Source organism: Paenarthrobacter ureafaciens (assembly GCF_004028095.1).
Taxonomy (GTDB): Bacteria; Actinomycetota; Actinomycetes; order Actinomycetales; family Micrococcaceae; genus Arthrobacter; species Arthrobacter ureafaciens.
The window spans coordinates 2,744,929-2,771,810 of record NZ_SBHM01000007.1; the positions used below are offsets into that span (position 1 = coordinate 2,744,929).

The 26,882-nt window shown below is 64.1% G+C and carries 24 protein-coding genes and 1 riboswitch; of the genes, 21 read left to right on the top strand and 3 right to left on the bottom strand.

Annotated features, from left to right (window positions below; translation table 11 throughout):
* Positions 1-61: 61 nt before the first annotated feature.
* The 9 genes from AUR_RS16860 (at position 62) to AUR_RS16900 (ending at position 11,299) form a co-directional block, all read left to right on the top strand.
* On the top strand, positions 62-1,552 hold the full coding sequence (locus tag AUR_RS16860; protein ID WP_062095853.1) for a CitMHS family transporter: 1,491 nt from the start codon (positions 62-64) through the stop codon (positions 1,550-1,552).
* 72 nt (positions 1,553-1,624) lie between these two features.
* Entirely contained in the window at positions 1,625-1,921 is a 297-nt protein-coding gene (gatC, locus tag AUR_RS16865; protein WP_021471375.1) for an Asp-tRNA(Asn)/Glu-tRNA(Gln) amidotransferase subunit GatC, read from the top strand.
* Positions 1,922-1,925: 4 nt separating this feature from the next.
* Positions 1,926-3,482, top strand: coding sequence for an Asp-tRNA(Asn)/Glu-tRNA(Gln) amidotransferase subunit GatA (gatA, locus tag AUR_RS16870; protein WP_062095855.1), 1,557 nt, complete (start codon positions 1,926-1,928; stop codon positions 3,480-3,482).
* A complete protein-coding gene (gatB, locus tag AUR_RS16875; protein ID WP_021471373.1) occupies positions 3,482-4,990 on the top strand; it encodes an Asp-tRNA(Asn)/Glu-tRNA(Gln) amidotransferase subunit GatB in 1,509 nt (502 codons plus the stop codon). The genes gatA and gatB overlap by 1 nt, the downstream gene beginning before the upstream one ends.
* Positions 4,991-5,216: 226 nt before the next feature.
* Positions 5,217-6,251, top strand: coding sequence for an ABC transporter permease (locus AUR_RS16880; protein ID WP_062095858.1), 1,035 nt, complete (start codon positions 5,217-5,219; stop codon positions 6,249-6,251).
* Positions 6,252-6,308: 57 nt separating this feature from the next.
* Complete coding sequence (locus tag AUR_RS16885) at positions 6,309-7,232, top strand: carbohydrate ABC transporter permease (RefSeq protein ID WP_062095860.1); 924 nt, start codon at positions 6,309-6,311, stop codon at positions 7,230-7,232.
* Between the two features lie 82 nt (positions 7,233-7,314).
* On the top strand, positions 7,315-8,973 hold the full coding sequence (locus tag AUR_RS16890; RefSeq protein WP_062095862.1) for a type 2 periplasmic-binding domain-containing protein: 1,659 nt from the start codon (positions 7,315-7,317) through the stop codon (positions 8,971-8,973).
* A 53-nt stretch (positions 8,974-9,026) separates the two neighbouring features.
* On the top strand, positions 9,027-10,070 hold the full coding sequence (locus tag AUR_RS16895; RefSeq protein ID WP_062095864.1) for a LacI family DNA-binding transcriptional regulator: 1,044 nt from the start codon (positions 9,027-9,029) through the stop codon (positions 10,068-10,070).
* A 26-nt stretch (positions 10,071-10,096) separates the two neighbouring features.
* Positions 10,097-11,299 (top strand): Gfo/Idh/MocA family protein, encoded by a 1,203-nt coding sequence (locus AUR_RS16900; protein WP_021471368.1) that lies wholly within the window; start codon positions 10,097-10,099, stop codon positions 11,297-11,299.
* Here the strand turns inward: AUR_RS16900 and AUR_RS16905 are convergent.
* Positions 11,288-12,220, bottom strand: coding sequence for a LysR family transcriptional regulator (locus tag AUR_RS16905; RefSeq protein ID WP_062095866.1), 933 nt, complete (start codon positions 12,218-12,220; stop codon positions 11,288-11,290). The genes AUR_RS16900 and AUR_RS16905 overlap by 12 nt on opposite strands.
* Positions 12,221-12,328: 108 nt before the next feature.
* Here AUR_RS16905 and tdh point away from each other — a divergent pair, with 108 nt between their 5' ends.
* The 10 genes from tdh (at position 12,329) to AUR_RS16955 (ending at position 22,685) form a co-directional block, all read left to right on the top strand.
* A complete protein-coding gene (gene tdh / locus AUR_RS16910; protein ID WP_021471366.1) occupies positions 12,329-13,375 on the top strand; it encodes an L-threonine 3-dehydrogenase in 1,047 nt (348 codons plus the stop codon).
* A 43-nt stretch (positions 13,376-13,418) separates the two neighbouring features.
* Complete coding sequence (locus tag AUR_RS16915; protein WP_062095867.1) at positions 13,419-14,618, top strand: glycine C-acetyltransferase; 1,200 nt, start codon at positions 13,419-13,421, stop codon at positions 14,616-14,618.
* 264 nt (positions 14,619-14,882) lie between these two features.
* Positions 14,883-15,968, top strand: coding sequence for an NAD(P)/FAD-dependent oxidoreductase (locus AUR_RS16920; RefSeq protein WP_062095869.1), 1,086 nt, complete (start codon positions 14,883-14,885; stop codon positions 15,966-15,968).
* An 11-nt stretch (positions 15,969-15,979) separates the two neighbouring features.
* Positions 15,980-17,209, top strand: a complete 1,230-nt coding sequence (hutI, locus tag AUR_RS16925; protein ID WP_062095870.1) for an imidazolonepropionase — start codon at positions 15,980-15,982, stop codon at positions 17,207-17,209.
* Positions 17,210-17,411: 202 nt separating this feature from the next.
* Positions 17,412-18,329, top strand: coding sequence for an SIS domain-containing protein (locus tag AUR_RS16930; RefSeq protein ID WP_062095872.1), 918 nt, complete (start codon positions 17,412-17,414; stop codon positions 18,327-18,329).
* A gap of 10 nt (positions 18,330-18,339) precedes the next feature.
* Complete coding sequence (locus AUR_RS16935) at positions 18,340-19,263, top strand: ROK family protein (RefSeq protein ID WP_062095874.1); 924 nt, start codon at positions 18,340-18,342, stop codon at positions 19,261-19,263.
* Positions 19,260-20,228 carry a 1-phosphofructokinase family hexose kinase gene (locus AUR_RS16940; RefSeq protein WP_062095876.1) on the top strand — a complete coding sequence of 323 codons (969 nt, stop codon included), beginning with the start codon at positions 19,260-19,262 and terminating at the stop codon, positions 20,226-20,228. The genes AUR_RS16935 and AUR_RS16940 overlap by 4 nt, the downstream gene beginning before the upstream one ends.
* Entirely contained in the window at positions 20,210-21,064 is an 855-nt protein-coding gene (locus AUR_RS16945) for a class II fructose-bisphosphate aldolase (protein WP_062095878.1), read from the top strand. Before AUR_RS16940 ends, AUR_RS16945 begins: the two co-directional genes overlap by 19 nt.
* Before the next feature lie 21 nt (positions 21,065-21,085).
* The gene (locus AUR_RS16950) at positions 21,086-21,886 is read left to right on the top strand and encodes a DeoR/GlpR family DNA-binding transcription regulator (protein ID WP_062095880.1); all 801 of its coding nucleotides are present in this window, start codon (positions 21,086-21,088) and stop codon (positions 21,884-21,886) included.
* 43 nt (positions 21,887-21,929) lie between these two features.
* On the top strand, positions 21,930-22,685 hold the full coding sequence (locus tag AUR_RS16955) for a CPBP family intramembrane glutamic endopeptidase (protein ID WP_062095882.1): 756 nt from the start codon (positions 21,930-21,932) through the stop codon (positions 22,683-22,685).
* A gap of 133 nt (positions 22,686-22,818) precedes the next feature.
* Here the strand turns inward: AUR_RS16955 and AUR_RS16960 are convergent, their stop codons facing one another.
* Positions 22,819-23,457 (bottom strand): VOC family protein, encoded by a 639-nt coding sequence (locus AUR_RS16960; RefSeq protein WP_021472547.1) that lies wholly within the window; start codon positions 23,455-23,457, stop codon positions 22,819-22,821.
* Between the two features lie 236 nt (positions 23,458-23,693).
* Here AUR_RS16960 and AUR_RS16965 point away from each other — a divergent pair, with 236 nt between their 5' ends.
* Both AUR_RS16965 and metX read left to right on the top strand, forming a co-directional pair.
* On the top strand, positions 23,694-25,010 hold the full coding sequence (locus AUR_RS16965; protein ID WP_062095884.1) for a bifunctional o-acetylhomoserine/o-acetylserine sulfhydrylase: 1,317 nt from the start codon (positions 23,694-23,696) through the stop codon (positions 25,008-25,010).
* Between the two features lie 159 nt (positions 25,011-25,169).
* A riboswitch (SAM riboswitch) is annotated at positions 25,170-25,285 on the top strand.
* A 15-nt stretch (positions 25,286-25,300) separates the two neighbouring features.
* Positions 25,301-26,440 carry a homoserine O-acetyltransferase MetX gene (metX, locus tag AUR_RS16970; RefSeq protein ID WP_021472549.1) on the top strand — a complete coding sequence of 380 codons (1,140 nt, stop codon included), beginning with the start codon at positions 25,301-25,303 and terminating at the stop codon, positions 26,438-26,440.
* Here the strand turns inward: metX and AUR_RS16975 are convergent.
* Positions 26,427-26,840 carry a hypothetical protein gene (locus tag AUR_RS16975; RefSeq protein ID WP_062095890.1) on the bottom strand — a complete coding sequence of 138 codons (414 nt, stop codon included), beginning with the start codon at positions 26,838-26,840 and terminating at the stop codon, positions 26,427-26,429. The two genes, metX and AUR_RS16975, sit on opposite strands and share 14 nt — an antisense overlap.
* Positions 26,841-26,882: the final 42 nt, after the last annotated feature.

The following is a 26,882-nucleotide window of genomic DNA, read 5'->3' on the forward strand; positions in this document are numbered from 1 at the left end:
CCCTAGGTTTGTAGTGCGCATCACACCGAAGTGTGCCATTCACAGTAGTAAGGAGCCGGCCGTGCTGGTTTTGCTTGGATTCGCAATGATTGCGGTATTCATGGTCCTGATCATGACCAAAAAACTGACGCCAGTCCTGGCGTTGATCATCGTCCCCACCGTTTTCGGACTTTTCGCCGGCGCCGGGCTGGGAATCGGGCCCATGGTCATCGATTCGATGAAGTCCATGACGTCCACGGCCGCGCTCCTCATGTTCGCGATCATCTACTTCGGCTTGATGATCGACGTCGGGCTCTTCGATCCGCTGGTGAAGTTCATCCTCCGGAAGCTCGGCAACGACCCCGCCAAGGTGGTCCTCGGCACCGCGATCCTCGCTGCGGCGGTTTCCCTTGACGGCGACGGTTCCACCACCTTCATCCTCACGACGGCCGCGATGCTGCCTGTCTACCTGCGGCTCAAGATGAGCCCCGTGGTCCTCACCTGCGTGGCAGGCCTCGCCAACGGCACCATGAACATCCTGCCGTGGGGCGGCCCCACCGCCCGCGCCGCCACCGCACTGCACCTGGACGTCAACGACGTCTTCGTTCCCATGGTCCCGTCGTTGATCGTCGGCCTCATCGTTGTCCTGGTCTTCGCCTGGCTGCTCGGCCTGCAGGAACGCAACCGCCTCCGCGCCACCGCACCGGAAATCTGGGCTGACGTCGCCGGCGGTTCGGACGCGTTCGACGGCGGCAAGGGCCGCGGCGGTTCTGTCGCCGGCGGTTCGCGCAACGGCGGACCCCGCTTTGGCCGTACCGGCACAGCCACAGGCGCCGGCAAGCCGGGCACCGGGGGAGGCACCGGCGTCGCAGTCCTCGAACGCACCGAAGAATTGGTGGACGAGCATGACACCGCCATGGCGGATACGGCACTGGACCCCAACCGCTCAACGCTTCGTCCCAAGCTGTTCTGGTTCAACCTCGGCCTGACGGTCGCCGTCATGGTCACCCTGGTTGCCAACATCGTCCCGCTGCCGTTCGTCTTCATGGTCGGTTCCGCAATCGCCCTGCTGGTGAACTTCCCCAAGGTCAAGGACCAAGGCGCACAGCTGATCGCCCACGCACCCTCGATCGTGGCAGTGGTCAGCATGGTCATGGCAGCCGCAGTCCTCACCGGCGTCCTCAACGGCACGGGCATGGTCAAGGCGATGTCCGAGTGGCTCGTTCAGATCATTCCCTCGGAAATGGGCCCCTTCATGGCCGTCATCACCGGCGTGCTCAGCATTCCCATGACGTTCTTCATGAGCAACGATGCCTTCTACTTCGGTGTCCTCCCGGTCCTCAGCGAAACCGCGGCACACTACGGCGTCGATGCCGTCGACATGGCCCGGGCCTCCATCACCGGCCAGCCGTTCCACCTGCAGAGCCCGCTGGTTCCGGCAATCCTCCTGCTGGTCTCCCTGGCCAAGGTGGACCTCGGCGACCACCACAAGAAGGTCCTGTGGCGCACCGCCGTCATCTCGCTCGTCATGCTCGCCGTGGGCATGCTGACCGGAGCCATCGGCATCGGCTGACCGTCGCACGTCCGTGCAGCCAAGCCAAGTAGACTGGTTCGGAAAACCATTTGAACTTTGCAGGGGAGATCCATGGCTGCGATCAACCGTGACGACGTCGCGCATCTTGCGCGTCTGGCTCACATTGAGATGAGTGACGAAGAGCTGGACAGGATGGCGGGCGAACTGGCCGTCATCGTGGACGCGGTGAAGTCCGTGAGTGAAGCCGCCGGGGATGATGTACCGGCCACGTCCCACCCTATTCCGTTGACCAACGTGTTCCGCGAGGACGTTGTTGGCCACACCTTCACGGCGGACCAGGCGCTGTCCGGAGCCCCGGATGCGGCCGAGAACCGCTTCAAGGTCCCGGCAATCCTGGATGAGGACTAACACGATGACTGAACAGAACAACGAACTCATTCGCCACTCAGCTGCCGACCTCGCCGCCAAGCTGGGCGCAGGCGACGTCTCCGCCGTCGAGGTCACCCAGGCGCACCTGGACCGGATCGCGGACGTCGACGGCCAGGTCAACGCCTTCCTGCACGTCAACGCCGAAGAGGCCCTGGCCGTCGCTGCCGAGGTGGACGCCGCCCGTGCAGCCGGCGAGGACCTGCACGCACTCGCCGGTGTGCCGATCGCGGTGAAGGACCTGATCGTCACCATCGGCCAGCCCACCACGGCGGGCTCCAAGATCCTCGAGGGCTGGCACAGCCCCTACGACGCCACGGTGATCAAGAAGCTCCGTGCCGCGAAGATGCCGATCCTCGGCAAGACCAACCTTGACGAGTTCGCCATGGGTTCCTCCACGGAGCACTCCGCGTTCGGGCCCACCCGCAACCCGTGGGACCTGGACCGGATCCCCGGCGGTTCAGGCGGCGGGTCAGCTGCCGCCGTCGCTGCTTTTGAAGCGCCGCTCGCCCTGGGCACGGATACCGGCGGATCCATCCGCCAGCCCGGTGCCGTCACCGGAACCGTGGGCATGAAGCCGACGTATGGTGCCGTGTCCCGTTACGGGGCCATTGCGATGGCTTCGTCGCTGGACCAGATCGGTCCTGTGTCCCGTACGGTGCTGGACTCCGCACTCCTGCAGGAAGTCATTGGCGGCCACGATCCTTTCGACTCCACGTCACTGACCGATCCGTTCACCAACCTGGTTGAGGCTGCCCGCCTGGGCAACGTTGCCGGGATGAAGATCGGCATCATCAAGGAACTGCACGGCGAGGGCTACCAGGCCGGCGTCGAGAACCGTTTCAACGAATCCCTCGAGCTGCTCAAGGAAGCCGGAGCGGAAATCGTCGAGGTCTCCTGCCCCAACCTGAAGTACGCCCTGGGTGCCTACTACCTCATCATGCCCTCCGAGGTCTCCAGCAACCTGGCCAAGTTCGACGGCGTCCGGTACGGTCTGCGGGTACTGCCCAAGGACGGTCCCATGACCATTGAACGTGTCATGGCAGCCACGCGCGCCGCTGGTTTCGGCGACGAAGCCAAGCGCCGCATCATCCTTGGAACCTATGCTTTGAGCGCCGGCTACTACGACGCCTACTACGGTTCCGCGCAGAAGGTCCGCACGCTCATCCAGCGCGACTTCGATGCTGCGTTCGCCCAGGCGGACGTCCTGATCTCCCCGACGGCACCCACCACGGCGTTCAAGCTGGGGGAGAAGCTCGACGATCCGCTGGCCATGTACCTGAACGACGTCGCTACGATTCCTGCGAACCTGGCCGGCATTCCGGGCCTCTCGCTGCCGGGCGGCCTGGCCGATGAAGATGGTCTGCCGGTTGGTATCCAGCTGCTGGCTCCGGCCCGCGAGGATGCACGCCTCTACCGCGTGGGCGCGGTGCTCGAATCCGCCCTCGAAGAGAAGTGGGGCGGCCCGATGCTTGCGCAGGCACCTCTGTTGAATAAAGCCGGGCTCGGCACTGTTACATCTACCGCCGGAGGTTCCAACTAATGTCCGTCGACGCAATCCTGAGCTTCGAGGAAGCCATGGAGAAGTACGATCCCGTCCTGGGGTTTGAGGTCCACGTTGAGCTCAACACCAAGACCAAGATGTTCTCCTCCGCCCCGAACGTCTTCGGCGACGAGCCGAACACCAATGTCAACGAGGTGGACCTGGGCATGCCGGGTGTCCTTCCCGTCGTGAATAAAGCGGCTGTGGAGTCATCCATCAAGATCGGCCTCGCCCTGAACTGCAAGATCGCCGAGTCCTGCCGTTTTGCCCGGAAGAACTACTTCTACCCGGACACGCCCAAGAACTTCCAGACCTCGCAGTATGACGAGCCCATTGCCTACGACGGCTACCTGGACATCGAGCTCGAGGACGGCACGGTCTTCCGCGTCGAGATCGAGCGTGCCCACATGGAAGAGGACGCCGGAAAGCTGACCCACATGGGCGGCGCCGCAGGCCGCATCCAGGGCGCCGACTACTCCTTGGTGGATTACAACCGCGCCGGTGTTCCCCTCGTGGAAATCGTCACCAAGCCGATTGAGGGCGCGGGCAGCCGCGCACCGGAACTCGCGAAGGCCTATGTGGCTGCCGTCCGCGAGATCGTGAAGAACCTTGGCGTGTCCGACGCCCGCATGGAACGCGGCAACGTCCGTTGCGATGCGAACGTGTCCCTGCGCCCGCACGGCCAGGAGCGCTTCGGTATCCGCTCGGAGACCAAGAACGTCAACTCGCTGCGCGCCGTAGAACACGCCGTCCGCTACGAAATCCAGCGTCACGCCGCGGTGCTGGATTCCGGCCAGCCGGTTGTCCAGGAGACGCGCCACTGGCACGAGGACACCCGTTCGACGACGTCGGGCCGGGCCAAGTCCGACGCCGACGACTACCGCTACTTCCCGGAGCCGGACCTGGTTCCCGTGGTTGCCTCGCGTGAATGGGTGGAGGAGCTTCGCGCCACCCTCCCCGAGCCGCCGGCCGAGCGCAGGAAGCGCCTCAAGGAAGCCTGGGGCTACTCCGACCTCGAATTCCGCGACGTCGTCAACGCCGGGGTCATGGACTCCATCGAGGAAACCGTCGCTGCCGGTGCCACGGCCGACGTAGCCCGCAAGTGGTGGATGGGCGAGGTTGTTGGCCGCGCCAAGGTTGCCGACGTGGAACCGGCAGAACTCGGCGTCACCCCGCAGCTGATTGTTGAACTCAACAAGCTTGTTGAGGGCGGCAAGATCAACAACAAAATGGCATCCCAGGTACTGGACGGCGTCCTCGCCGGAGAAGGTACGCCGGAGGAGATCATCGCCAAGCGCGGCCTGGCCGTGGTTTCCGACGACGGCCCCCTCCTGGAAGCCATTGACGCAGCCCTGGCAGCCCAGCCGGACGTCGCCGAGAAGATCCGCGGCGGCAAGATCCAGGCCATCGGCGCCATCGTGGGCGGGGTCATGAAGGCCACGCGCGGGCAAGCCGATGCCGGACGCGTCCGTGAGCTGATCCTCGAGAAGCTCGGTGTCCGGGGCTAGTTAGCCCAACCAGCTGGCAGCAAGGGTTGTTTTGAGCGATCAAAACAACCACTGCTGCCAGCTATTTTTTTGTCTCAGCCGCGCGCTGTGACGAAAAGTGATTTCTAAGCGCAGTTTCGATCACGATGTTGCAAAAAGAGATGCGAGTCACTTATGGTTTGTTAAACGGTTAACGAGCGTGGCTTGAATCACATCGATGGTTTCGCTCAGCACTTTAGGAGACTGCATGAACTCGACGACGGAACGGGCTCCGGCACCGCCGGAAGCTCGCCGAGTCCCGGATCCGGCGGGCGTAACAGTCCGCGGCTCCGGTCCGAAGAAGCGGAAGAGGAGCAACGTCCCGAAGCAGAGTTTCCGGGCCCGCCTGCGGCGCGACAAGCAGATGCTGCTCATGATGCTCCCGGGAGTGGCCTTTCTCCTGCTCTTTTTCTACATACCGATCCTGGGCAACGTCATCGCGTTCCAGGACTACCAGCCCTACCTGGGCATCGGTGACAGCCTGTGGGTGGGCTGGCAGAACTTCGTGGACCTTTTCGGCAATCCGGACTTCATCCACGCTTTCTGGAACACCTTGTACCTGGCCGCCTGGCAGTTGGTCTTCCTCTTCCCGGTGCCGCTGGTACTGGCATTGATCGTGGATTCACTGATCAGCACCCGCGTCCGCCGGATTTTCCAAAGCATCGCCTACCTGCCGCACTTTCTTTCCTGGGTCTTGGTCATCGCGTTCTTCCAGCAGATGCTCGGCGGCGCAGGTTTCGTCAACAACGTGCTCCGGGACTGGGGCATGGAACCGATCCCGTTCATGACCAACCCGGAGACGTTCCCGGTGTTGGTGGTGGTCCAGATGATCTGGAAGGACGCCGGCTGGGCAATGATCATCTTCCTTGCGGCACTTGCCAGCATTGATGCCTCGCTCTACGAAGCGGCAGCGGCCGACGGTGCGGGTCGCTGGCGCAGGATGTGGCACATCACCCTGCCCGGCCTCAGGCCCGTGATCGTCCTCCTGCTCATCCTTCGCATCGGCGACATTCTTTCCGTGGGCTTCGAGCAGTTCATCCTGCAGCGCGACGCCGTGGGAGCAGGCGCCGCGGAAGTGCTCGACACCTTCACCTACTACACGGGCGTGGTGGGAGGCGGCTGGAGCTCGGGCGCGGCAGCCGGACTGGCCAAGGGGATAGTCAGCGCCCTGCTGATATATGGCGCCAACAAACTTGCCCACCGCTTCGGCGAAGACGGAATCTTCGCACAACGAGTGCGCTGACAGCCACGCTGACCCGCGCGCCTGCCGCGCTGCGCCCGCCGCATTAGGAGAAACCCCATGGCAACAACACTTTTCACCAGGAAACCCCGGGAGCTTAGCTACGACCCCAAGCGCCCCGTGTGGAAGGAGAAGCCTTCCGCCGTGTATCAAACGGTCAAAGCGGTAGTCCTGGTTGCCTTCAGCGTGTCCATCCTGACGCCCATTTTGCTGGTCGTCTCCACGTCCCTGGCTGACAACGAACAACTCGTGAAGGCCGGCGGGTTCGTACTCTGGCCCGAACGTCCAACCTTGGAAGCCTACGCCACCATTTTCAAGGGCCCCATGGTGCTCCAATCCCTCGGGGTCAGCATGCTGGTAACCGTGGTGGGTACCATCCTGGCGCTGTTCGTAACCATCACCATGGCCTACGCCACCAGCCGCACGGTCCTGTTTGGCCGTCCGGTGGTCCTTGCGGTCCTGCTGACCCTCCTGTTCGCACCAGGCCTGATTCCGTCCTTTCTGATGATCCGCCAGCTTGGCCTGTTGGATTCGTTGTGGTCGCTGATCCTTCCCGGCATTTTCGGGGCCTTCAACTTTGTGGTCATGCGTTCGTTCTTCATGAATATCCCGGGCGAGCTCATCGAAAGTGCCAGGATCGACGGCGCCAACGACTGGCAAATCCTGTGGCGCATCGTGATGCCGCTGTCCAAAGCCGTGATCGCCGTCGTCGGGCTGTTTTACGCAGTGGGCTTTTGGAACTCGTTCTTCAACGCTTTGCTCTACATCAACGACCACAGCAAGTGGCCCATCCAGTTGCTGCTCCGCAATTTCGTGGTCCAGGGCAGCGGTGCGGCGGACCAGTTGGGAATCACCACCTCACCGCCACCGCAGTCCATCCAGATGGCAGTGGTGGTGGTAGCGCTTGTCCCGATCCTGATGGTCTACCCGTTCCTCCAAAAGCACTTCGCCAAGGGCGTGATCACCGGCGCAGTCAAGGGCTAGCGCCACGCCGGGAACACGGGTTCACCAAGCACTTCAATCACGCATATCAGCTATGAAGCAAGTAACCAGAAAGGGTTATGCCATGACCAGCACTACCTCTCAGGCTGGATTCAGCCGCCGCGGTTTCCTTGGCCTCGCCGGGCTGGCCGTCACCGCCGCAGGCTTGTCCGCCTGCGGTGGCGGCGGGGCCGCAGGCAACGGAGGCGCCGCCGCCTCCGCGTCGGTCACGTTGCCCACGTACAAGGAATTCACCGGCGTCACTCCGGATATCGCCGGTAACGCAAAGGGCCTCCAAGCCGCCTACTTCAAGCTGCCCACCGCCGTGCAGTCCGTGAAGGCGCCGCCGCTCAAAGGCAAAGTCACCGGCCTGACGGAAACCTTCGAAACCATGAGCCCCGGCCTGAAGGACAATCCCTTCTGGCAGCGGCTCAATGCCAAGCTCGGCGGCGACCTGGAGCTTCAGATTGCCGAAGACATTGGCGACGGCTATCCGGCCAAGTTCGCCACGGTGCTTGCCAGCAATGATCTTCCGGACATGATGTGGGTTCCGCCGAACCAGGGTATCCCCAACGTTGGCCCGATGCTCGAGGCCAAGTTCCAGGACCTGACCCCGTACCTTTCCGGTGACTCCGTCCTTGAGTACCCCAACCTTGCCGCACTGAAGCCCGATTCCTGGAAGACCGCCGTCGTGAACGGCAAGATCTGGGGAGCTCCCATCCCGAGTACCCCCTTCGGGCAGGTCTACGCGGGCAACCATGACGTGTGGGCGCAGGTGGGTGGCTTCGAAGCTGCCAACGCCGAGGAATTCCTGGAGAAGGCCAAGGAGTTGACCCGTCCCGGTGAACAGAAATACGCGCTGGAACCTGCCTACATTAACGCCCTCCACATGGTCACTGAGTGGTTTGGTGCGCCGAACAGTTGGGCCGTCAATAAAGACCGCACGCTGACCCATCTGTATGAAACCGACGAATACATGGCGGGCGTGGAGTTCACGGCCAAGATGTTCGCGGCCGGTGTCTTCTACCCGGATGCCAAGGCCTCGGACATCCGCACGCGGGTGGCCAACGGCAGCGTTGCCGCGCAGGTGCTGGTGGGCCCGCACGATATCCGCAGCTACCGCGCCCTGAACAAGAGCGCGAAATTCGACATCCTGATCCCGTTCAGTGCCGACGGCAAGGTCAAGCCCGTCTACGACATGGGCTATGGAACGGTGGGCTTCACCCCGTTCAAGAAGGCTGAGGAGGGAAAGATCCGTGAGTTGCTGGCGCTGATGAACTACCTGTCGGCGCCGTTCGGCACGGTGGAGTACATGCAGAAGAACTTCGGCGAGCTTGGCCATGATTACACCCTTGATGCCTCAGGGAATCCTGCATTGACGGAGGCAGGAGCTATCAATGCACCCGGTTTGGTGTCGGCGTTGAACATCATGTCCAGCCCCGAGAACGTCATTTTCAACCCCGGGTTCGACGACGACACCCGGTACGTCAGCCGGCAGGAAGAGAAACTGCTCGAGTTTGCCTGGCGCAACCCCACCAACGGCTCCTACTCGGACACCAACGCGAAGGTGGGTGCCAAGATCACCAAGCAGCTGCGCGACAAGGTGGTGGATATCATCACCGGCCGCGCAAAGATCGACGAACTCAAGGACGCGGTCAAGCGCTGGAAGAGCGAAGGGGGCGACAAGATGCGCGATGAGTACCAGGCCGCGTTGGACCCCAACGCGCCTGTCTTCAGGAGCTAGCCTCAAACCAACAACGAAACCACTCGGACGCGAAGAACACAGCAAGGGGAACCATGGCAAAAGCGGGCACCACAGGAGTCAGGCCCACCATCCGCATGGTGGCCGAACTCGCGGGCGTTTCCACAGCCACGGTTTCCTATGTGCTGTCCGGTCGCCGCGGTGAGGGCGGACCCGGGGTGTCGGATGCGACGGCGGACAAGGTCAAGGCGGTAGCCGAGCGGCTCGGCTACCGCCCCAACCAGGCTGCCCGGGCCATTCGGACGGGCCGGACAAATACGGTGATCCTGTCCCTGACCATGCTCTCCGACCCTTGGTCGCTGTCGGTCATCGAGGCCGTTCAGAAAGCGTCAGCTCCACTGGGCATCACGCCGATGATCTTGGGTGACGCCGACTGGGTCAAGGTTCTGGGCACGCACAATGCCGATGCGGTCTTCGTGGACGCAGTCCGTCCTGAGCAGCGGGAAGCCCTGCTCCGGCTCGCCGGGCACGGCACCACGCTGGTGGTCTTTGACGAGGAGTTGCCCGCGGAGGGCTTCGATGTCATCCGTTCCATCGCCGGACCAGGCTGCCGCATGGCCGTGGAGCATCTGCTCCACGGCCATCGGCGGATTGCCTGCCTGACCCCGGCATCAGCGGGAGGCAAGACCGGCGGGACCAGATACCAGGCCTACTCGTCCGCTTTGGCTGCGGCGAAGATCCCGGAAAGAGACGATTTCGTCGGCCTGTTCGACGGCACCACCGCCGGAGCCTACGCTGCGGCAACACGGCTGCTCAGCATGCCGGACCGGCCCACAGCCATTTACGCCACCACGGATTACGCCGCGGTCAGCGCCATCAACGCGGCCCAACGCCTGGGCCTCGCCGTGGGCACAGACGTGGACATCATCGGTGTGGGCAACACAGTGGAAGGCGAACGGATGTCGCCCTCGCTGAGCACTGTGGGCCCCGTTGACTTCTTCGACAAACTCGCCCGGCTGCTCCTGCGGCGGGCAACCGGTCACGCCGCCCCGGAGGCACCCGGAGTCCTCGACTTCCCCTGGCACTTGTTCGTGCGCGAATCGGCGCCGCACCGAAATGCCGAAACCAGACTCAACTAAAACAGCAGAAGGAAAAATTACACGCCATGGAAAAGGATTTGAAGGTCGGCATCGTGGGTTTCGGCTTGCGTTCAGGGCTGTGGAAGCACGCCCACAAGCCGGGCCAAGGCTCCGAAGTCACCGTTGTTTGCGACCTCAGTGAACGTGGCCGGGCAGACGCCGCCGGCAGCATCCCGACGGCCCGCATCACCGGAGATCTGGAGGAACTGCTGGACAGCGGGATCGACGCCGTCCTCGTCCTGACCCCCGACAACCAGCACGCGGCCGTCGCCGTCCGAACGCTTAAGGCGGGCATCCCCACTTTCTGCGAGAAACCCCTGGACATCACGGTGGAGGCTGCGGACCTGATCCTGAAGACGGCCTTTGAAACCGGAACCCGCTTGTACGTAGGCCACAACATGCGCCACATGCCTGTGGTGGTCCAGATGCGCAACCTGATCGAGGATGGCAGGATCGGCGACGTCAAAGCGGTCTGGTGCCGCCACTTCGTGGGCCACGGGGGAGACTTCTACTTCAAGGACTGGCACGCCCAGCGCGCCAACGTCACGTCCCTTCTCCTCCAAAAAGGTGCCCACGACATTGATGTCATCCACTGGCTGGCCGGCGGATACACCAAGCGGGTTGCCGCCGTCGGAGACCTCGCAGTCTATGGTGACGTGGCCAACCGCGGTGATAACACCGGCAAGCGCATGGGGGACTGGTTCTCGATCGACAACTGGCCGCCCACCGAGCAGAAAGACCTGGCGAAGGTCATTGATGTCGAGGACATCTCCATGATGAACATGGTGCTCGACAACGGCGTCCTGGCCAGCTATCAGCAGTGCCATTTCACCCCTGATTACTGGCGAAATTACACGGTTATCGGCACCAAAGGCCGGATCGAGAACTTCGGCGACGGGCCAGGGGAGACCATCAAAGTGTGGACCAGCCGGACCTCCGGCTACGCGGAGCCGGACCAGGTCATCCCCATTCAGGACGGCGAAGGCGGCCACGGCGGTGCGGACCCTCTCCTGATCGGGGAGTTCCTGCGCTTCGCCTCCGAAGGCGGCCGGACCCGGACAAGCCCGGTTGCCGCCCGGCAGGCAGTAGTGGCCGGCATCCTCGCCACGGAATCGCTGCGCAGTGACGGCTCGGCCCGGGAGGTACCGGAGCTCCCGGCCGATTTGGTGGCGTACTTCGACGCCGGCCAGCCCGCTCACCACGCCGTCAACTGCGGTCTACTTGGGTGAGGAGAGCCCGGTCATGACGGTTTGAAGTGACTCGCAAACCGTCATGACCGATTTCCGTTTGAGCGTTTCGGGCCGTGCAAGGATGTCGATTTTGCGGACCGAATTCACGCCCGACAGTGGACGCAGCACCACCACCCCGGCGTCCAGCACCCGCCGTGCCGTGAACCGCGGCAGCAGACCGATCGCGCCACCGGCAGATACCAGCGCCGCCACGGTCGAATAGTCGTTGATGCGATGCAGCACCTCGGCAGGCCGCCCGCTCACGGCAACGACGGCGGCAAGGACGTCCGCGGGCGAATAGCCATCGCGGCTGGTCACCCACGGTTCATCCACGACGTCGGACGGACCCAGTTGGCGCCGCGAAGCCAGCGGGTGTCCTGCCGGCAAAGCGACATCCAGGGGTTCATCGGCCAGCGGAATAACAGCAACTTTGTCTTCGGGCCATGGCGGGCTGTTGTCCATGCGGTGGGCGAGGACCAGGTCGTAGCGCGCTGCCAACCCCGGGAAATCCTCCTGGGCCACGTCCTCGTCTGCGAGGCGCAGGCGGGGTGACTTCCCGCCGTCGGACTCTGTTTTCGAAGCCAGCAGCGCTGCCAGGGGAGCGAACAGCGCCTGCCCGGCGCTATGGAAGGCGCTGACGCTGACGGGCGCGTCCGGGGCGTCGTGGTAGGCGCCAATCGCCGCCCGCGCATCCGCCATGGCGTTGACGACGGCGGCGCCCGCCTCGGCGAGGACGCGGCCGGCGTCGGTCAGCACCAGGGCGCGGCCCTCCTTGCGCGTCAGCGGCACGTCGACTGATTTCTGCAGCAGCGCGAGCTGTTGGGATACGGCTGAGGGCGTCACCATGAGCGTGTCTGCGACGGCCTTGACGCTGCCCAGGTCGCCGAGTTCGCGAAGCATCTGCAGCTGGTGAATTTCCATTAGCAAATCCTAAATCGTTGATTGAGAAGATTCTAATTGTGCTAAATCGTTGGCGAGGCTCTAATAGAAGTCAGCAGCAGCGAAGCAGCCCTGGCAGTGAGGAATTCCATGAAGGCTCTCTACAAATCCGGACCACACGCAGGGTTCGAACTCGTCGAACGTCCAGAGCCCCAGGCGGGTCCCGGCGATGTCAAGATCCGTGTGATGACCACCGGCATCTGCGGCACCGACCTCCACATCCAGAGTTGGGACGCCTGGGCGCAGGGCATCATCGAAACGCCCCTCATCGCCGGCCACGAGTTCTACGGCGAAGTAGTGGAAATCGGCGAGGCCGTCCGCGACGTCAAAGTAGGGGACAGGGTCTCCGGCGAAGGCCACGTGGTGTGCGGAATCTGCCGCAACTGCCGTGCCGGACGCCGCCAGATGTGCATTCATACTGTTTCCGTCGGCGTGCAGCGCGATGGTGCCTTCGCCGAATACGTCGTCATCCCGGAAACCAACGTCTGGGTCCACCACGACGAGTCCGTTACCCCTGAACTCGGCGCCATCTTCGACCCCTTCGGCAACGCAGTACACACCGCGCTGAGCTTCCCCTTGGTGGGCGAGGACGTCCTCATTACCGGTGCCGGGCCCATCGGCCTGATGGCCATCGCCGTCGCCCGCCACGCTGGCGCCCGGAAAATTGCCATCACGGACGTGTCCGCTCCGCGGCTTGAGCTGGCCCGCCGGATGGGCGTGGACCTCGCCGTCGATGTTTCCAAGATGCGCGTCCGTGAAGCGCAGCAGGAACTGGGCATGCGCGAAGGCTTCGACATCGGACTCGAAATGTCCGGACACCCCACGGCACTGCCTGAGATGATCGACAACATGAACCACGGCGGACGCATCGCCATGCTTGGCCTTCCGAGCCAATCCATCGACATCGACTGGGGCAAGGTTGTCACCCACATGCTCACCCTCAAGGGCATTTACGGCCGTGAAATGTTCGAGACCTGGTACGCGATGAGCGCCATGCTCTCTTCCAACCCCGTACTTCACCGCAGCATCTCCGCCGTCGTCACGGACAAGCTGCCCGCCACTGAGTGGGAGAAGGGCTTCGAGATCGCCCGCAACGGTGTGGGCGGCAAAGTGGTCCTTGACTGGACTGAACTGTAACCGCCCCGCACCGCATTCGACCCCGGAAAGACTGAGGAGCACCATGTATTCAGCCATCAAAGACCAACTTCAGGCCGAACTGGACGAGATCCGGAGTGCCGGACTCTTCAAGACCGAACGCCACATCGATTCGTCGCAGGCCAGCCACATCGCAGCGGGCCAGCTGGGGCAGCCGGCCAACCAGGTCCTGAACTTCTGCGCCAACAACTACCTGGGCCTGGCCGACCACCCGGACATCATTGCCGCGGCCAAGTCGGCAATGGACGAGCGCGGCTTCGGCATGGCTTCCGTACGGTTCATTTGCGGAACCCAGGACCTTCACCTGGAACTCGAGGCCCGTGTTTCGCAGTTCCTGGGCACCGAGGACACCATCCTCTTCTCCAGCTGCTTCGACGCCAACGGCGGCGTCTTCGAGTCCCTGTTCGGGCCGGACGATGCCATCATTTCCGACTCCCTGAACCACGCGTCCATCATCGACGGCATCCGCCTCAGCAAGGCCAAGCGCTTCCGCTACGCCAACCGGGACATGGCTGATCTCGAAGCCAAGCTGCTGGAAGCCTCCGGTTCGCGACGGAAGATCATCGTCACCGACGGGGTGTTCTCCATGGACGGCTACCTCGCCCCTCTCGAGGCCATCTGCGACCTCGCCGAGAAGCATGACGCGCTGGTCATGGTGGATGACTCCCACGCAGTCGGCTTCATGGGCCCCACTGGTGCCGGCACGCCGGAGCACGCCGGGGTTTCCGGGCGCGTGGATATCTACACGGGCACGTTCGGCAAGGCACTGGGTGGCGCCTCCGGTGGTTACGTTTCCGGCCGCGGCGAAATCGTGGCGATGCTCCGTCAAAAGGCACGCCCCTACCTGTTCTCCAACTCGCTTGCCCCGGCGATCGTTGCGGCAACCATCAAAGCGATCGAGCTCGTCCAGGGCTCGGGGGAGCTGCGCACCAAGCTCTTCGAAAACGCCGCGCTGTTCCGCCGCCGGATGAGCGAGGAAGGCTTCGAGCTGCTCGACGGCGAACACGCCATTATCCCGGTCATGTTCGGCGACGCCGTGGTCGCGGCCCGGATTGCCGACGAGATGCTCAGCAACGGCGTTTTCGTGACTGCCTTCAGTTACCCCGTGGTGCCCAAGGGGGCCGCCCGCATCCGCGTCCAGCTTTCTGCCGCCCACAGCGCGGACGACGTCGAGGCCTGCGTTCAGGCGTTCGTCAAGAGTCGCGCCGCGGTCGCCGTCGCCTAAACGCCCCACCCGTCCCTCTATCACTTCCCGCCCCCTTTTTGGCGTTCCTCTATCACTTCCCGCCCCCTTTTTGGCGTCCCTCTGTCACTTCCCGTCGCTCCCAACTTTCTTCAGGAGAGTGATAGAGCGACGGGGGTTTTGGGGTGGGATGTGATAGAGCGGTGGGGGTTTTGGGGTGGGATGTGATAGAGCGGTGGGGGTTTTGGGGTGGGATGTGATAGAGCGGTGGGGGTTTTGGGGTGGGATGTGAGAGAGGATGGTCCCATGGCTTCGATTTATGACGTTGTGATCGTTGGCGGCGGAATCGCCGGTTTGTCCCTCGCTTCGGCGCTGGCCGGGAAGTGTTCGGTGGCGCTTCTGGAAGCTGAACAGGAGCTGGCCTTCCATACCTCCTCCAGATCCGCCCGCCAGCTGATTCCCAGCTATGGCCCGCCCGTGGTGCAGGAACTGACCATGCGGACCTTGGAACTCTTGAAGGCCAGGGACGACGACGCCCCGGAACCCGTCCTGACGCCGCGCAGCTTCATGCTGGTGGGCGATGAAGAAACCGTTCGGGCCGAAGCGAGCGGGAACATGACGCCGATTCCGCACGCCGAGGCGCTCGAATTGTGTCCCGCCCTCAAGCCGGGTTCCTTCACTGCAGCCGGACTGGACAGCGGCTCCTTCGGTTGTAATGCCCCGCTGTTGCTCGAGGACCACCGCCAAAAGGCCGAGGCTGCCGGCGTCGACATCATCACCGGCGCGCGGGTCCATTCCGCGCAGCGACTGGGAAGCGGCTGGGAGGTGGGCGCCGGCGTCGAGGCCTTCCAGTCCGCCGTCGTTGTCAATGCCGCGGGTGCATGGGCTGACGAACTGGCCGTCATCAGCGGCGTGGAAAAACTGGGCTTGCAGCCCTACCGCCGGACCGCGGCGATCGTCAACGTGCAGACGCCGCTCGCGCCGCAAACTCCTATGGTGTGCGCCGCGGACGATTCTTTCTACTTCCGCCCGGAAGGTCAGCAGGTTCTCATCTCGCCGTCGGAGCATGTGCCAAGCGGTGCCGAAGATGCCAAACCTTACGCGGGCGACGTGGACAGACTCATCAGCGTGCTGAATTCGGTCACCACCCTGGGCATCCAGGGCACGGACCGATCATGGACCGGCCTCCGGACGGAAGCAGCTGACGGCGTCCCGGTGGTGGGGTTCGACGCCGAGGCCAAAGGTTTCTTCTGGCTTGCCGGCCAGGGCGGGTACGGCTTCCAGACCTCCTCGGCAATAGCCGAGCTGGCCGCCGCCATCATCATGGGGGACAGTCCGGAATCCCGGACAGCTGAACAGTTGGCTGCCGTCCGCTGGTCCATCCGGCGCTGAACAATAGGGACATGAGCCGAACAACCCCAGCCAGCACACTCATCACCAACATCGGGGAGCTGATGACCCAGGACCTGGAACACCGGGTCTTGAAGGACGCAGCCCTGGTGTTCGAAGGCGAGCGGATTTCCTGGATCGGGTCCAGCGCTGCTGCTCCCGCCGCAGATGAAAGGGTCGACGCCGGTGGCCGCGCCGTCCTGCCGGGCTGGGTCGATTCGCACTCCCATCTGGTTTTCGCAGGGGACCGCACAGCGGAGTTCGAAGCCCGGATGTCGGGGGCGAGCTACACCGCGGGCGGGATTGCGGTGACCACGGGCGCCACGCGCAGTGTCAGCGATGCCGAGCTGGCGGGCCTGGTCAGGGAGCGGGTCCACGAGGCCCTCTCCCAAGGGACCACGTACCTCGAAAGCAAGACCGGCTATGGACTGGACGTGGCGAACGAGGAGCGCAGTGCCCGCATCGCGGCGGAGCTGGTGGACGAGGTCACGTATCTTGGCGCGCACCTGGTGCCGGCGGGTGCGGATCCGGAGGAATATACGGACCTGGTGTGCGGAGCAATGCTCGACGCCGTCCTGCCGCATGTCCGTTGGGCGGACGTCTTCTGTGAGCAGGGCGCTTTCAACGAGGACCAGTCCCGGCGCGTCCTCAAGGCCGCCAAGGATGCGGGCTTGGGCTTGCGCGTCCATGGCAATCAGCTGGGCGAAGGGCCGGGGGTGGCGCTGGCCGTCGAGTTCGGCGCCGCGAGCGTGGACCACGTGAACTACCTTTCGGACAAGGATGTCCTGGCGCTCGCCGAGACGTGGGCCCATTGGAACCCGTCCACCGGTACCGGCACGCGCGGCACAGTGGCTACCTGCCTTCCCGCCTGCGATCTCTCCACACGACAGCCCTTGGCGCCCGGCCGTGAGTTGGTTGACGCGGGCGTGCAGATCGCGCTGGCGGCGAACTGCAACCCCGGCACGTCCTACACCACGTCCATGGCGTTCTGCGTCACCACGGCTGTGCTTCAGATGCGCTTGAGCGTCCACGAAGCGGTCCGGGCGGCGACCTACGGCGGCGCTTTGGCGCTTGGCAGGGAGTCAGGGAACGACGTAGACGGTCAGCGGGCGGTGGGTTCGCTCGCCGTCGGTCATCGCGCGGATTTGCACATGCTGAAGGCTCCTTCGGCTACGCATCTGGCGTACCGTCCCGGGATTCCGTTGACGCATTCGGTGTGGCGGGCCGGCGTGCAGGCTGTTTGAGGACGATTCAGAAGTACAACAAAGTGGGGCTGTGTTCCGGGTGGAACGCAGCCCCTCTTTTGCTTTCCGGACTGCTGGCCGATGATGCGCACCGAAGGGGCGGTCCCATCCCCGCCAATGATCCTTGTTAGATCGAAAATGATCGTTTAGTGTTTCTATAGATCAGAAAACGTCATTAGATGAGCAGGGGCGGAAACTTACGATGAGCGAGAACATGCTGGGCGCCTTCATGGAAGAAGAGCTGGTTTCCCAGCCCGAGGTCTGGCAGCGTGCCATGGAACAAGCCCGCACCGAGCATTTGCTGCCGGAGGACGGCAAACGGGTCGCAGTCATCGGCTGCGGCACGTCATGGTTCATGGCCCAGAGCTATGCCGCTGCCAGGGAAAGCGCGGGCAAAGGCGTGACGGACGCGTTCGCCGCGTCGGAAGCATTCCTGAACAGCAACAGCCCCGGGCGGAAGTACGACGCTGTTGTGGCCATCACCCGTTCCGGCACCACCACGGAGGTGCTCGGCATTCTGGCTGAGTTGCAGGGGAATGTCCCCACCGTAGCCATCATCGGCGACACCTCCTCGCCGATCGTCGGGCTGGCAGACACCGTGGTGGACCTCCACTACGCCGATGAACGCTCGGTGGTGCAGACCCGCTTCGCCACCACGGCCTTGGTCTACATGCTCACCAGCCTTGGCATCGACGTTCAGCAAGCAATTGATGACGCCTGTGGCGCCGTGGCAGCGCCGGTCTCCCGGGAACTTCTGGATGCAGAGCAATTCACTTTCCTCGGCACCGGTTGGACAGTGGGGCTGGCCCACGAGGCCGGCTTGAAGATGCGCGAAGCCGTGCAGGGGTGGACCGAGTCCTACCCCGCCATGGAGTACCGCCATGGCCCCATCTCCATCGCGGCACCGGGGCGCGTCACGTGGTTGTTCGGTGCCCAGCCGGAAGGCTTGGACAGCGACATGGCCGTCACCGGCGCCCTTTATATCCACACGGACAAGCATCCGCTGGCTGAACTGGTCCGTGTCCATAAGGTCACTTTGGAACGTGCGCGCGTTCGTGGCTTGAATCCGGACCTGCCGCGAAACCTGACGCGCTCCGTTATTCTCGACGCCCCGGCCTAGGCAACCAGTCATGGTTCTCGGAACCGCAGAATCAGCGGTCTTGTGTTTCGACGTTGGCGGGACGGACATCAAGGCCGGCGTGGTGGATGCCAAGGGGCAGGTCCTGGGCATGCGCCGCGTCCCCACGCCGTTGGACCCTGCCCGACCCGGCGAAGCCGTCCTGGACAGGCTTGCTGAGCTAAAAGCCGAGTTGGCATCGGAATTTCCTGAAGCGCCCGCCAAAGCAGCAGGCATCGTCGTCCCGGGAATCGTGGACTCCGTAGCGGGGGTGGGAATCTATTCCGCCAACCTTGGATGGCGCAACTTCCCTTTCACGGCCGAAGCCACAAAAAGGCTTGGCATCCCCGTTGCGTTCGATCACGATGTCCGCTCCGCGGCCGCGGTTGAGCACAGCTTTGGCGGATCCAAGGCATTCAACGACGTTGTAGTGATGGTGGTCGGGACAGGGATTGCGGCAGCAGTGTTCTCGGGTGGCAAGGCTGTCACCGCAGGCGGTTTCGCCGGCGAGCTCGGCCACGCCCAGGTTCCGGACCCCGACGCCGCAGGCTCCACCATCCTGGAAGCAGTGGGCTCGGCAGGGGCGATTGCCAAGCGTTACCACCGGGAATCGGGAATCCGTGTGGACGGTGCACGCGGCGTGCTGCTCCGGGCAAACGCCGGAGATGCAGTTGCCGCCCGTGTCTGGGCTGATGCCGTTGATGCCCTGGCCTTCACTATCTGCCAATGCGTGAACATTATTGGAACCGAAGCCGTTGTGGTCGGTGGAGGGCTGGCTGAAGCAGGCGACGACTTGCTCGAGCCACTCCGGAAACGGGTGGACGCCATCCTGGACTTCCAGCGCAGGCCCCAACTCATCCGTGCCCAGCTGGGGCAGGACGCCGGTTTGCTCGGTGCCGCACTGAATGCCCGCGCCCTTCTGGGAGGCACCCCATGAAACGAGCCAGCGTGAACCGCATTATTACGGTGACTGCCAATCCGGCCATCGACATGACCTACACCGTGCACGGGATCACCGAGGGTGCCAGCCACCGGGTTCCCACGCCCTTGAGCCGTGCTGGGGGCAAGGGCATCAACGTAGCCCGGGTCGCCCACCAGCTGGGATACCCCGTACTCGCCATTGCACCTACAGGTGGCGCGGCAGGGCAGACACTCGCGGCCGAACTGTGGACCAGCGGTGTTCCGCACACTCTGGTGGCAGTCGCCGCCGAAACCCGCCGCAGCATCGCGCTGGTGGATACGGTCGCGGGGGAGACGTCCATCTTCAACGAGGAAGGCCAGGCCCTTCTGCCGGACGAGTGGCGTTCACTGCGGGTCGCCGTCGTTGAGGCCGTGAGCGGCAACCGCAACCTGCCGGCCTCCGTCCTGGTCGGTTCGGGAAGCCTGCCGCCGGGGGCTCCCGCGGATTTCTACCCGGAGCTGGTGCGACTGGCCCACGACGCCGGCATCCCGGCAATCATCGACACCTCCGGTCCCGGCATCATCGCCGCGGCGAAAGCCGGCGCCGACATCCTTAAGCCCAACCATCATGAACTTGCCGAAGCGACAGGGGAGCCCAGCCTCGAAGCTGCCGCCCTCGCCCTGATCGACATGGGTGCCCGCACGGTCCTCGTCAGCGCCGGCGCGGACGGCATGCTCGCCTTCGACCACGCCGCCCCGGGCGGATACTGGAGCGCCCGCCTGCCGGAGGCGCTCAGCGGCAACCCCACAGGGGCGGGCGACGCCGGTGTGGCCGCTGCCGCCGTCGCGCTCGCCGAAGGCATCACCGAACCGCGGGAAATCCTCCGCCGGGCCACCGCGTGGTCCGCCGCGGCCGTGCTCATGCCCGCCGCTGGCGAAATCTCGCCGCGGTACCAGGAACTCCAAGACCAACTCATCGTGACATGGAAGGAGGTCCCGTGACCCTGGTCAACACCCGGGAACTCATGAACAGGGCCACCGCCACAGGAACCGGCCAAGGCGCCTTCAACGTCATCCACGTGGAGACGGCCGAGGGGCTGGTGGGAGGTGCGGAGGCAGCGGGGGTGCCGCTCATCCTGCAGATTTCAGAAAACTGCGCCAAGTACCACGGCGGGCTCGAAGCAATCGGCCTGGCAGCACTTTCCATTGCCCGGACTGCCGCGGTTCCCGTTGCGGTCCACCTCGACCACGCTGAATCCGAGGACCTGGCGCTGGAAGCGGTGGATCTTGGGTTCGGTTCGGTGATGTTCGACGGCGCCCATCTCCCTTACGACTGGAACGTGGAAGTAACCAGGCGCGTGGCCGCCTACGCGCACCAACACGGGGTCTACGTAGAGGCAGAGCTGGGTGAGGTAGGAGGCAAGGACGGCGCGCACGCCCCGGGGGTCCGCACCGACCCCGCCGAAGCCGAAGCGTTCGTGGCCGCGACCGGCGTCGACGCCTTGGCCGTGGCGGTGGGCTCCTCACATGCCATGACCGAACGCCGCGCCGTCCTTGACCTGGACCTGATCACCAAACTGAAGTCCGCCGTCGGGAAGCCCTTGGTACTGCATGGCTCCTCCGGCGTCACAGACGGGACGCTCGTAGCGGCTATTGCCGCTGGTATGACTAAGATCAACGTATCCACACATTTGAACGGGTTCTTTACCCGCGCCGTCCGTGAGTACCTCGATGCCAACCCAGCAGTGGTGGATTCCCGAAAGTACATCAAGGCAGGGCGGGACGCCTTGGTGTTGGAATCTGCTCGTATGCTCACGCTGTTCGCCAAGGCGAAATAGCCGGACCGTGAAAGGCTAGTCATGACCCGCACCGACCGGTTGACCGCCATCCTGGACCTCCTGGCCGAGTCCGGCCGGATCGAGGTCGAGGACATCGTGACCCGGCTCGGGGTGTCGCCGGCAACGGCGCGACGGGACCTGGACAGCCTGGCCAAGCAGCGCCTGCTGAGCCGGACCAGGGGCGGGGCGACCACGGGCTCTGTTGCCTATGACCTTCCGGGCCGTTACAACCGTGACGACCACGCCGAGGCCAAGCAGGCGATCGCCCAGGCGGCCTCCGAGCTGATCGGACCCGGCGCCGTCATCGGGCTCAGCGGGGGAACAACCAACACGGCCTTGGCCCAGATCCTCTCCACCAGGGAGGACCTCAACGCCCCCTCCAACCGGCCCACCCTCACGGTGGTCACCAACGCCATCAACATCGCCGCGCAACTGGCAGTGCGGCCCCACATCAAGATCATGGTGACCGGCGGGATCCTCAATCCGCGTTCCTATGAACTCGTGGGACCTTACACGGATGTCATCATGCAGAAAGTGGCCTTGGACATCGCGTTCATCGGCGTCAACGGCGTGGACCCGGAGCTGGGACCCACCATCACCGATGAGGGCGAAGCCATGGTGAATACGGTCATGGCGGGGAGGGCCACGGAGTCCTACGTGCTCGCTGACTCCTCCAAGGTGGGGCACAGGGCCTTTGCCGCGATGGCCGGCTATGAGTTCCGGCACCTCATTACGGACTCCGGGATCAAGCCCGCAGACCGCGCGGCGTTTGAAGCCAAGGGGACCGAGGTCATCGTCGCCGCCACGCACGTTGCGGACTGACAGCTCCCGGGGAAGCAACAGGATCTGAAGGCAAGATAGGAACATGCTCCTAGCCTCACGACGCCGCCTGCGCGCCGAAGTACTCATTGTCCTGGGTCTTTCGCTGGGCCAGTCTGCCGTGTATTCGGTGGTCCAGCTCCTGGACAAGATGACCAGGGCGCCGTTGTCGGAGGCAACCTCGACGCTCAACAGGTCCCAAAGCACGCGCGAGTACTTCGACCTCACCTACCAATTGCTGGACATCCTGTTCGCCCTGGTGCCGGTGGTCCTGGTTTTCTACTTCCTGTCCCTCCATGCCTCGGGAGGATCAGCATTTGCCCGTCTTGGCTTCAACTTCGCCCGGCCAGGCAAGGATGCGCTGCAAGGCCTCGGCCTGGCTGCGGCCATCGGCATTCCGTCCCTTGGCCTGTATGCCGCGGGCCGGGCATTGGGCATCACCACGGCAATTATTCCCAGTGGCCTGGACACGTACTGGTGGACCGTGCCTGTGCTGGTGCTCTCCGCCATCCGCCACGGGATCGTCGAAGAAGTCATTGTGGTGGGCTACCTGCTGGACCGTTTCGGCAAGTTCGGGTGGAGCACAGCCGCGGCAATCGTGGTCAGCGCGTTGCTGCGGGGCAGCTACCACCTCTACCAAGGGTTCGGTCCGTTCATCGGCAACGTGGTCATGGGCCTGGTGTTCGCGTGGCTTTATACCAAGACCAAGCGCGTGATGCCGCTGGTGATAGCCCACGCGCTGCTGGACATCGTGGCATTCGTCGGCTTCAGCCTCTTTGGGAAGGCCGTGGGGCTGGGCTGACCGGGTAGGCGTAGGGCCGGGAGGCCTGTGGGCATGGAGGCCCGGACCCGCCCCTTAAAGGTATTCGGCCGCCATCGGTGGGTGACGTCATTGGCACCCGCTGATGGCGGCCGAAGTATTGTGTGGAACAGCGTCAGATGGTGACGGCTCCTGCGGCGGTTTCGAAAGTGACGGACATGATGCCGGGGGTTCCGTGCGGTGCCATCCACTGGACGGCGACGTCCTCGAGCGGCTTCTCCACGGGTTCACCCAACCACTCGGTCACGCGCTCTGCGGAACCGGCGATGGTGAGGCTGGACATCTTGACGTCGCTCTCGTAGACCTTGGACGGGTGCAGGGAGGGGTCGCCTTCCCACTTGAGCATGTACGGCACCTGCGGGTCGGCGATCAAGCCGAGGATGCCGATCTGCTGCCACACGAGTTCGCGGCCGTCCGGGAACTTGCGGTTGCCCGGTACTGCGGAGCGGCCGAGGCGTGCTTCGAACGGGGCAAGGTCGTCAACGGCGACGCACCAGCCCATCCATCCACCGCCGGCTGCCGAGCGTGCCCGGACTGCCTGGCCAAAGGGTGCCTTATCCGAAGCGGGGTGGTCCAGGACCTCCACGACTTCAAGGTATTTGCTGTCCGCGAGGGGAATGATCATGTTCCGGGTGCCGAAGCGGGGGTGCACTCCGCCCCGGACTGCGTCCACTCCCAGTGCTGCGGAAATTCGTTCGGTAGTGGCCAGGAGGCCATCTTTTTCACAAGCGTAAGAGACGTGATCCATGCGCATGGCTTCATCTTGGCACTTTGTGATTCGGGTCTCAGCTAAGTGTTGCCTAACTAAGGTGGGATGTTACGGCGTGCCCTGAGGCCGGGCACCGACCCCGGCCCTGTCCCGTCGCGGAAAGACCGAAAAATACTGTCTTCGTCATAAAGGTGGGTAATTCCGTGCCGGCTTCCTAGACTGGCCGCAGTTCCAAGCACTCCCCGTTACTAAACCCATGCGCTACGAAGAGGAGCCACGTCATGTCCCAGGGATGGTCTTTCGAAACCCGCCAGATCCACGCAGGCCAGGAGCCGGATGCTGCAACCGGTGCACGCTCGCTGCCGATTTACCAGACCACTTCCTTCGTGTTCCCCAGTGCGGAGAGTGCCGCCAACCGGTTTGCGCTGGCGGAGCTGGCTCCCATCTACACCCGCATTGGCAACCCCACCCAGGACGCAGTGGAACAGCGCATTGCCAGCCTTGAGGGCGGGCTCGGGGCCCTGCTGCTCAGCTCGGGCCAGGCGGCGGAGACCTTCGCGATCCTGAACATCGCCGAGGCCGGTGACCACGTGGTGGCCAGCCCCAGCCTGTACGGCGGAACCTACAACCTCCTGGCGCACACCCTGAAGAAGTTCGGTATTTCCGTGACCTTCGTCGAGGATCCGGACAACCTGGAGCAGTGGCGCAACGCCGTGCAGCCCAACACCAAGCTGTTCTTCGGCGAAGTTGTATCCAACCCCCGCCAGGACGTGCTGGACATCGAAGGCGTCGCCGCGGTTGCCCATGAAGCGGGTGTCCCGCTGATCGTGGACAACACGCTTTCCACGCCCTACCTGATCCGTCCCATCGAGTGGGGTGCGGACATTGTGGTCCACTCGGCCACCAAGTACCTGGGTGGCCATGGTGCTGCCATTGCCGGGGTGATCGTGGATTCCGGAAACTTCGACTTCAGCCAGGACCCGGAGCGCTTCCCGAACTTCAACACTCCCGACCCCAGCTACAACGGCCTGGTCTACGCCCGCGACCTCGGCAAGGACGGCGCCCTCGGCGCCAACCTTTCCTACATCCTGAAGGCCCGCGTCCAGTTGCTGCGCGACCTTGGTTCTGCAGTATCGCCGTTCAACGCCTTCCTTATTGCCCAAGGCCTGGAAACCTTGAGCCTGCGGGTGGAGCGTCACGTGGCCAACGCCACCAAGGTGGCCGAATGGCTTGAAGCCCGTGACGACGTCGAAGCGGTCGCCTATGCGGGCCTGCCGTCCAGCCCCTGGTACGACCGTGGCCGCAAGTACGGTCCCCGTGGCACGGGGGCCGTTGTTGCTTTTACCATCAAGGGTGGCGTCGAAGCCGGCAAGCGCTTCGTCGATGCCTTGGAACTGCACTCCCATGTGGCAAACATCGGTGATGTCCGTTCCCTGGTCATCCACCCGGCGTCGACCACCCACAGCCAGCTGACTGCGGAACAGCAGGCCGTTGCCGGAGTAAACCCGGGCCTCGTCCGCCTGTCCGTGGGAATCGAGCACATCGATGACATCATTGCCGACCTCGAGGCCGGATTCCGCGCGGCAAAGGGTGCCTGAACCCGCCTGACGTGCGTCGCGGCGGGCCGCCCGGATTGAGGATTCTTCGCCGGGCGGCCCCGTCACGTGCGCGTTCGTGAACTAAAACGCCCTGAACCGTCATACTGCTGTCACATTCTTCGCCAGAACGGCCGTTCTCTTCCTAAACTCTAGGTGTTAGGTCATGAGTGCCAGCGATCAGCCCCGGCTTGCTGGCCGGCAACCCTCCTCCGCGGTGGGGTGCCCCGGGTGAGGACCTGGCCTGCCGCAATAACGGCGGCGGGCAAGCGCGAGGTTTAGGTGTCAAAGGAATGACCATTACTGCTACATCCCTTCCCACGTCGGAAGAACAGGACGGAACCGTCAAATACGCCCGCGTGGGTTCCCTGGAGCTGGAAGCCGGCGGGTTTCTCCCGGACGTTGTCCTGGCCTATGAGACCTGGGGCAAGCTCAATGCCGACGCCTCAAACGCCGTCCTCGTGGAGCACGCCCTGACGGGTAGTACGCATGTTGCACGCGGCGCCTCGGACGAGGAAGGCTGGTGGGAGCAGCTCGTTGGCCCGGGCGCAACGATCGACACCAACAGGTTCTTTGTCATTTCCATCAACATCGTGGGCGGCTGCTACGGCAGCACAGGGCCGTCGTCGCAAGCCCCGGACGGCAAGCCCTGGGGCTCCCGTTTCCCACTGGTGACCCTGCGCGACAGCACAGTGGCCGAAGCCCGGCTCGCCGACGCCTTGGGGATCCGGCAGTGGCATGCAGTGTTGGGCGGCTCGATGGGCGGGGCGCGCGCCTTGGAATGGGCAGTGACCTTCCCGAACAGGGTGGAGCGCTGCGCCGTGATTTCCGTCGGTGCCTACAGCACCGCGGAGCAGATCGCGTTTGCGCAGGCACAGACGCTCGCAATCCGCCAGGATCCGAACTTCAACAACGGTGACTACTACCATGGCCCGGCACCTGAAACCGGCCTTGCCTTGGCGCGGCGGATTGCCCACATCACGTATCGTTCCGCGCTGGAGCTGGACCTCCGCTTCGGCCGGGAAGCGCAGCCGCAGGAGAAACCGCTGGCCGCCGCCGTGCTGGGGGAGCGGGGGCGCTACCAGGTGGAGAGTTACTTGGACCACCAGGGCACCAAGCTGGTGCGCCGCTTCGATGCCAACAGCTACATCGCGATCACCGAGGCCCTGATGTCCCACGACGTCAGGCGGGGACGCGGCCCGCTCAAGGAAGCGTTGTCCCGGGCCACGGCACAGTTTTTTGTGGCGGCCGTGAACTCCGACCGGCTCTACTTCCCGGCACAGTCGCACGAACTCGCCGAAGCCTTGCCGGGCGACGTCCCGGTCCACATCATCGAAGCCCCCATCGGGCACGACGGCTTCCTCACGGAGATCGGCCAGCTCGCGGGCCAGCTGGGCGCAGCCTTCTTTGCCGAAGACTTCAGCCGTTCATGATCTCGCCGCGCTGCTTCATGTAGTCCTCCATGGCGATCTCGCCGTTGCTGAACTTCGCGTCCAGCTCTGCGAGCTTCCGCGCCCGGTAGCCCTGCGGCGCAGAGCCTCCACTTGCCGGGGGCGGCACCTGTGGTGAAGCGCCCGACGGCGGTACCTCCGGCGGCGTTGCATCAGCCGGGCGGATGTCGGCGGGTCCCGTCGGATACCCGGGGTAGTTCTGCGGCGGATAGGCCTGGCCGGGGTAGTTCTGCGGCGGGTAGCCTGGCCCGGGAAGGTTCTGCGGCGGGTAGCCACGGAAGCCGTCGTTATGGATTCGGCGCGCCTTGGACCGGTTGTACATGCGGATTCCAACTGGAATCACCCATGAGCAGACGATGATCCAGAAGATCAGATTGTTCACAGTGGAGCCCTCCTAGGTCCTATCCCAGCTTAGCCCCGTCGC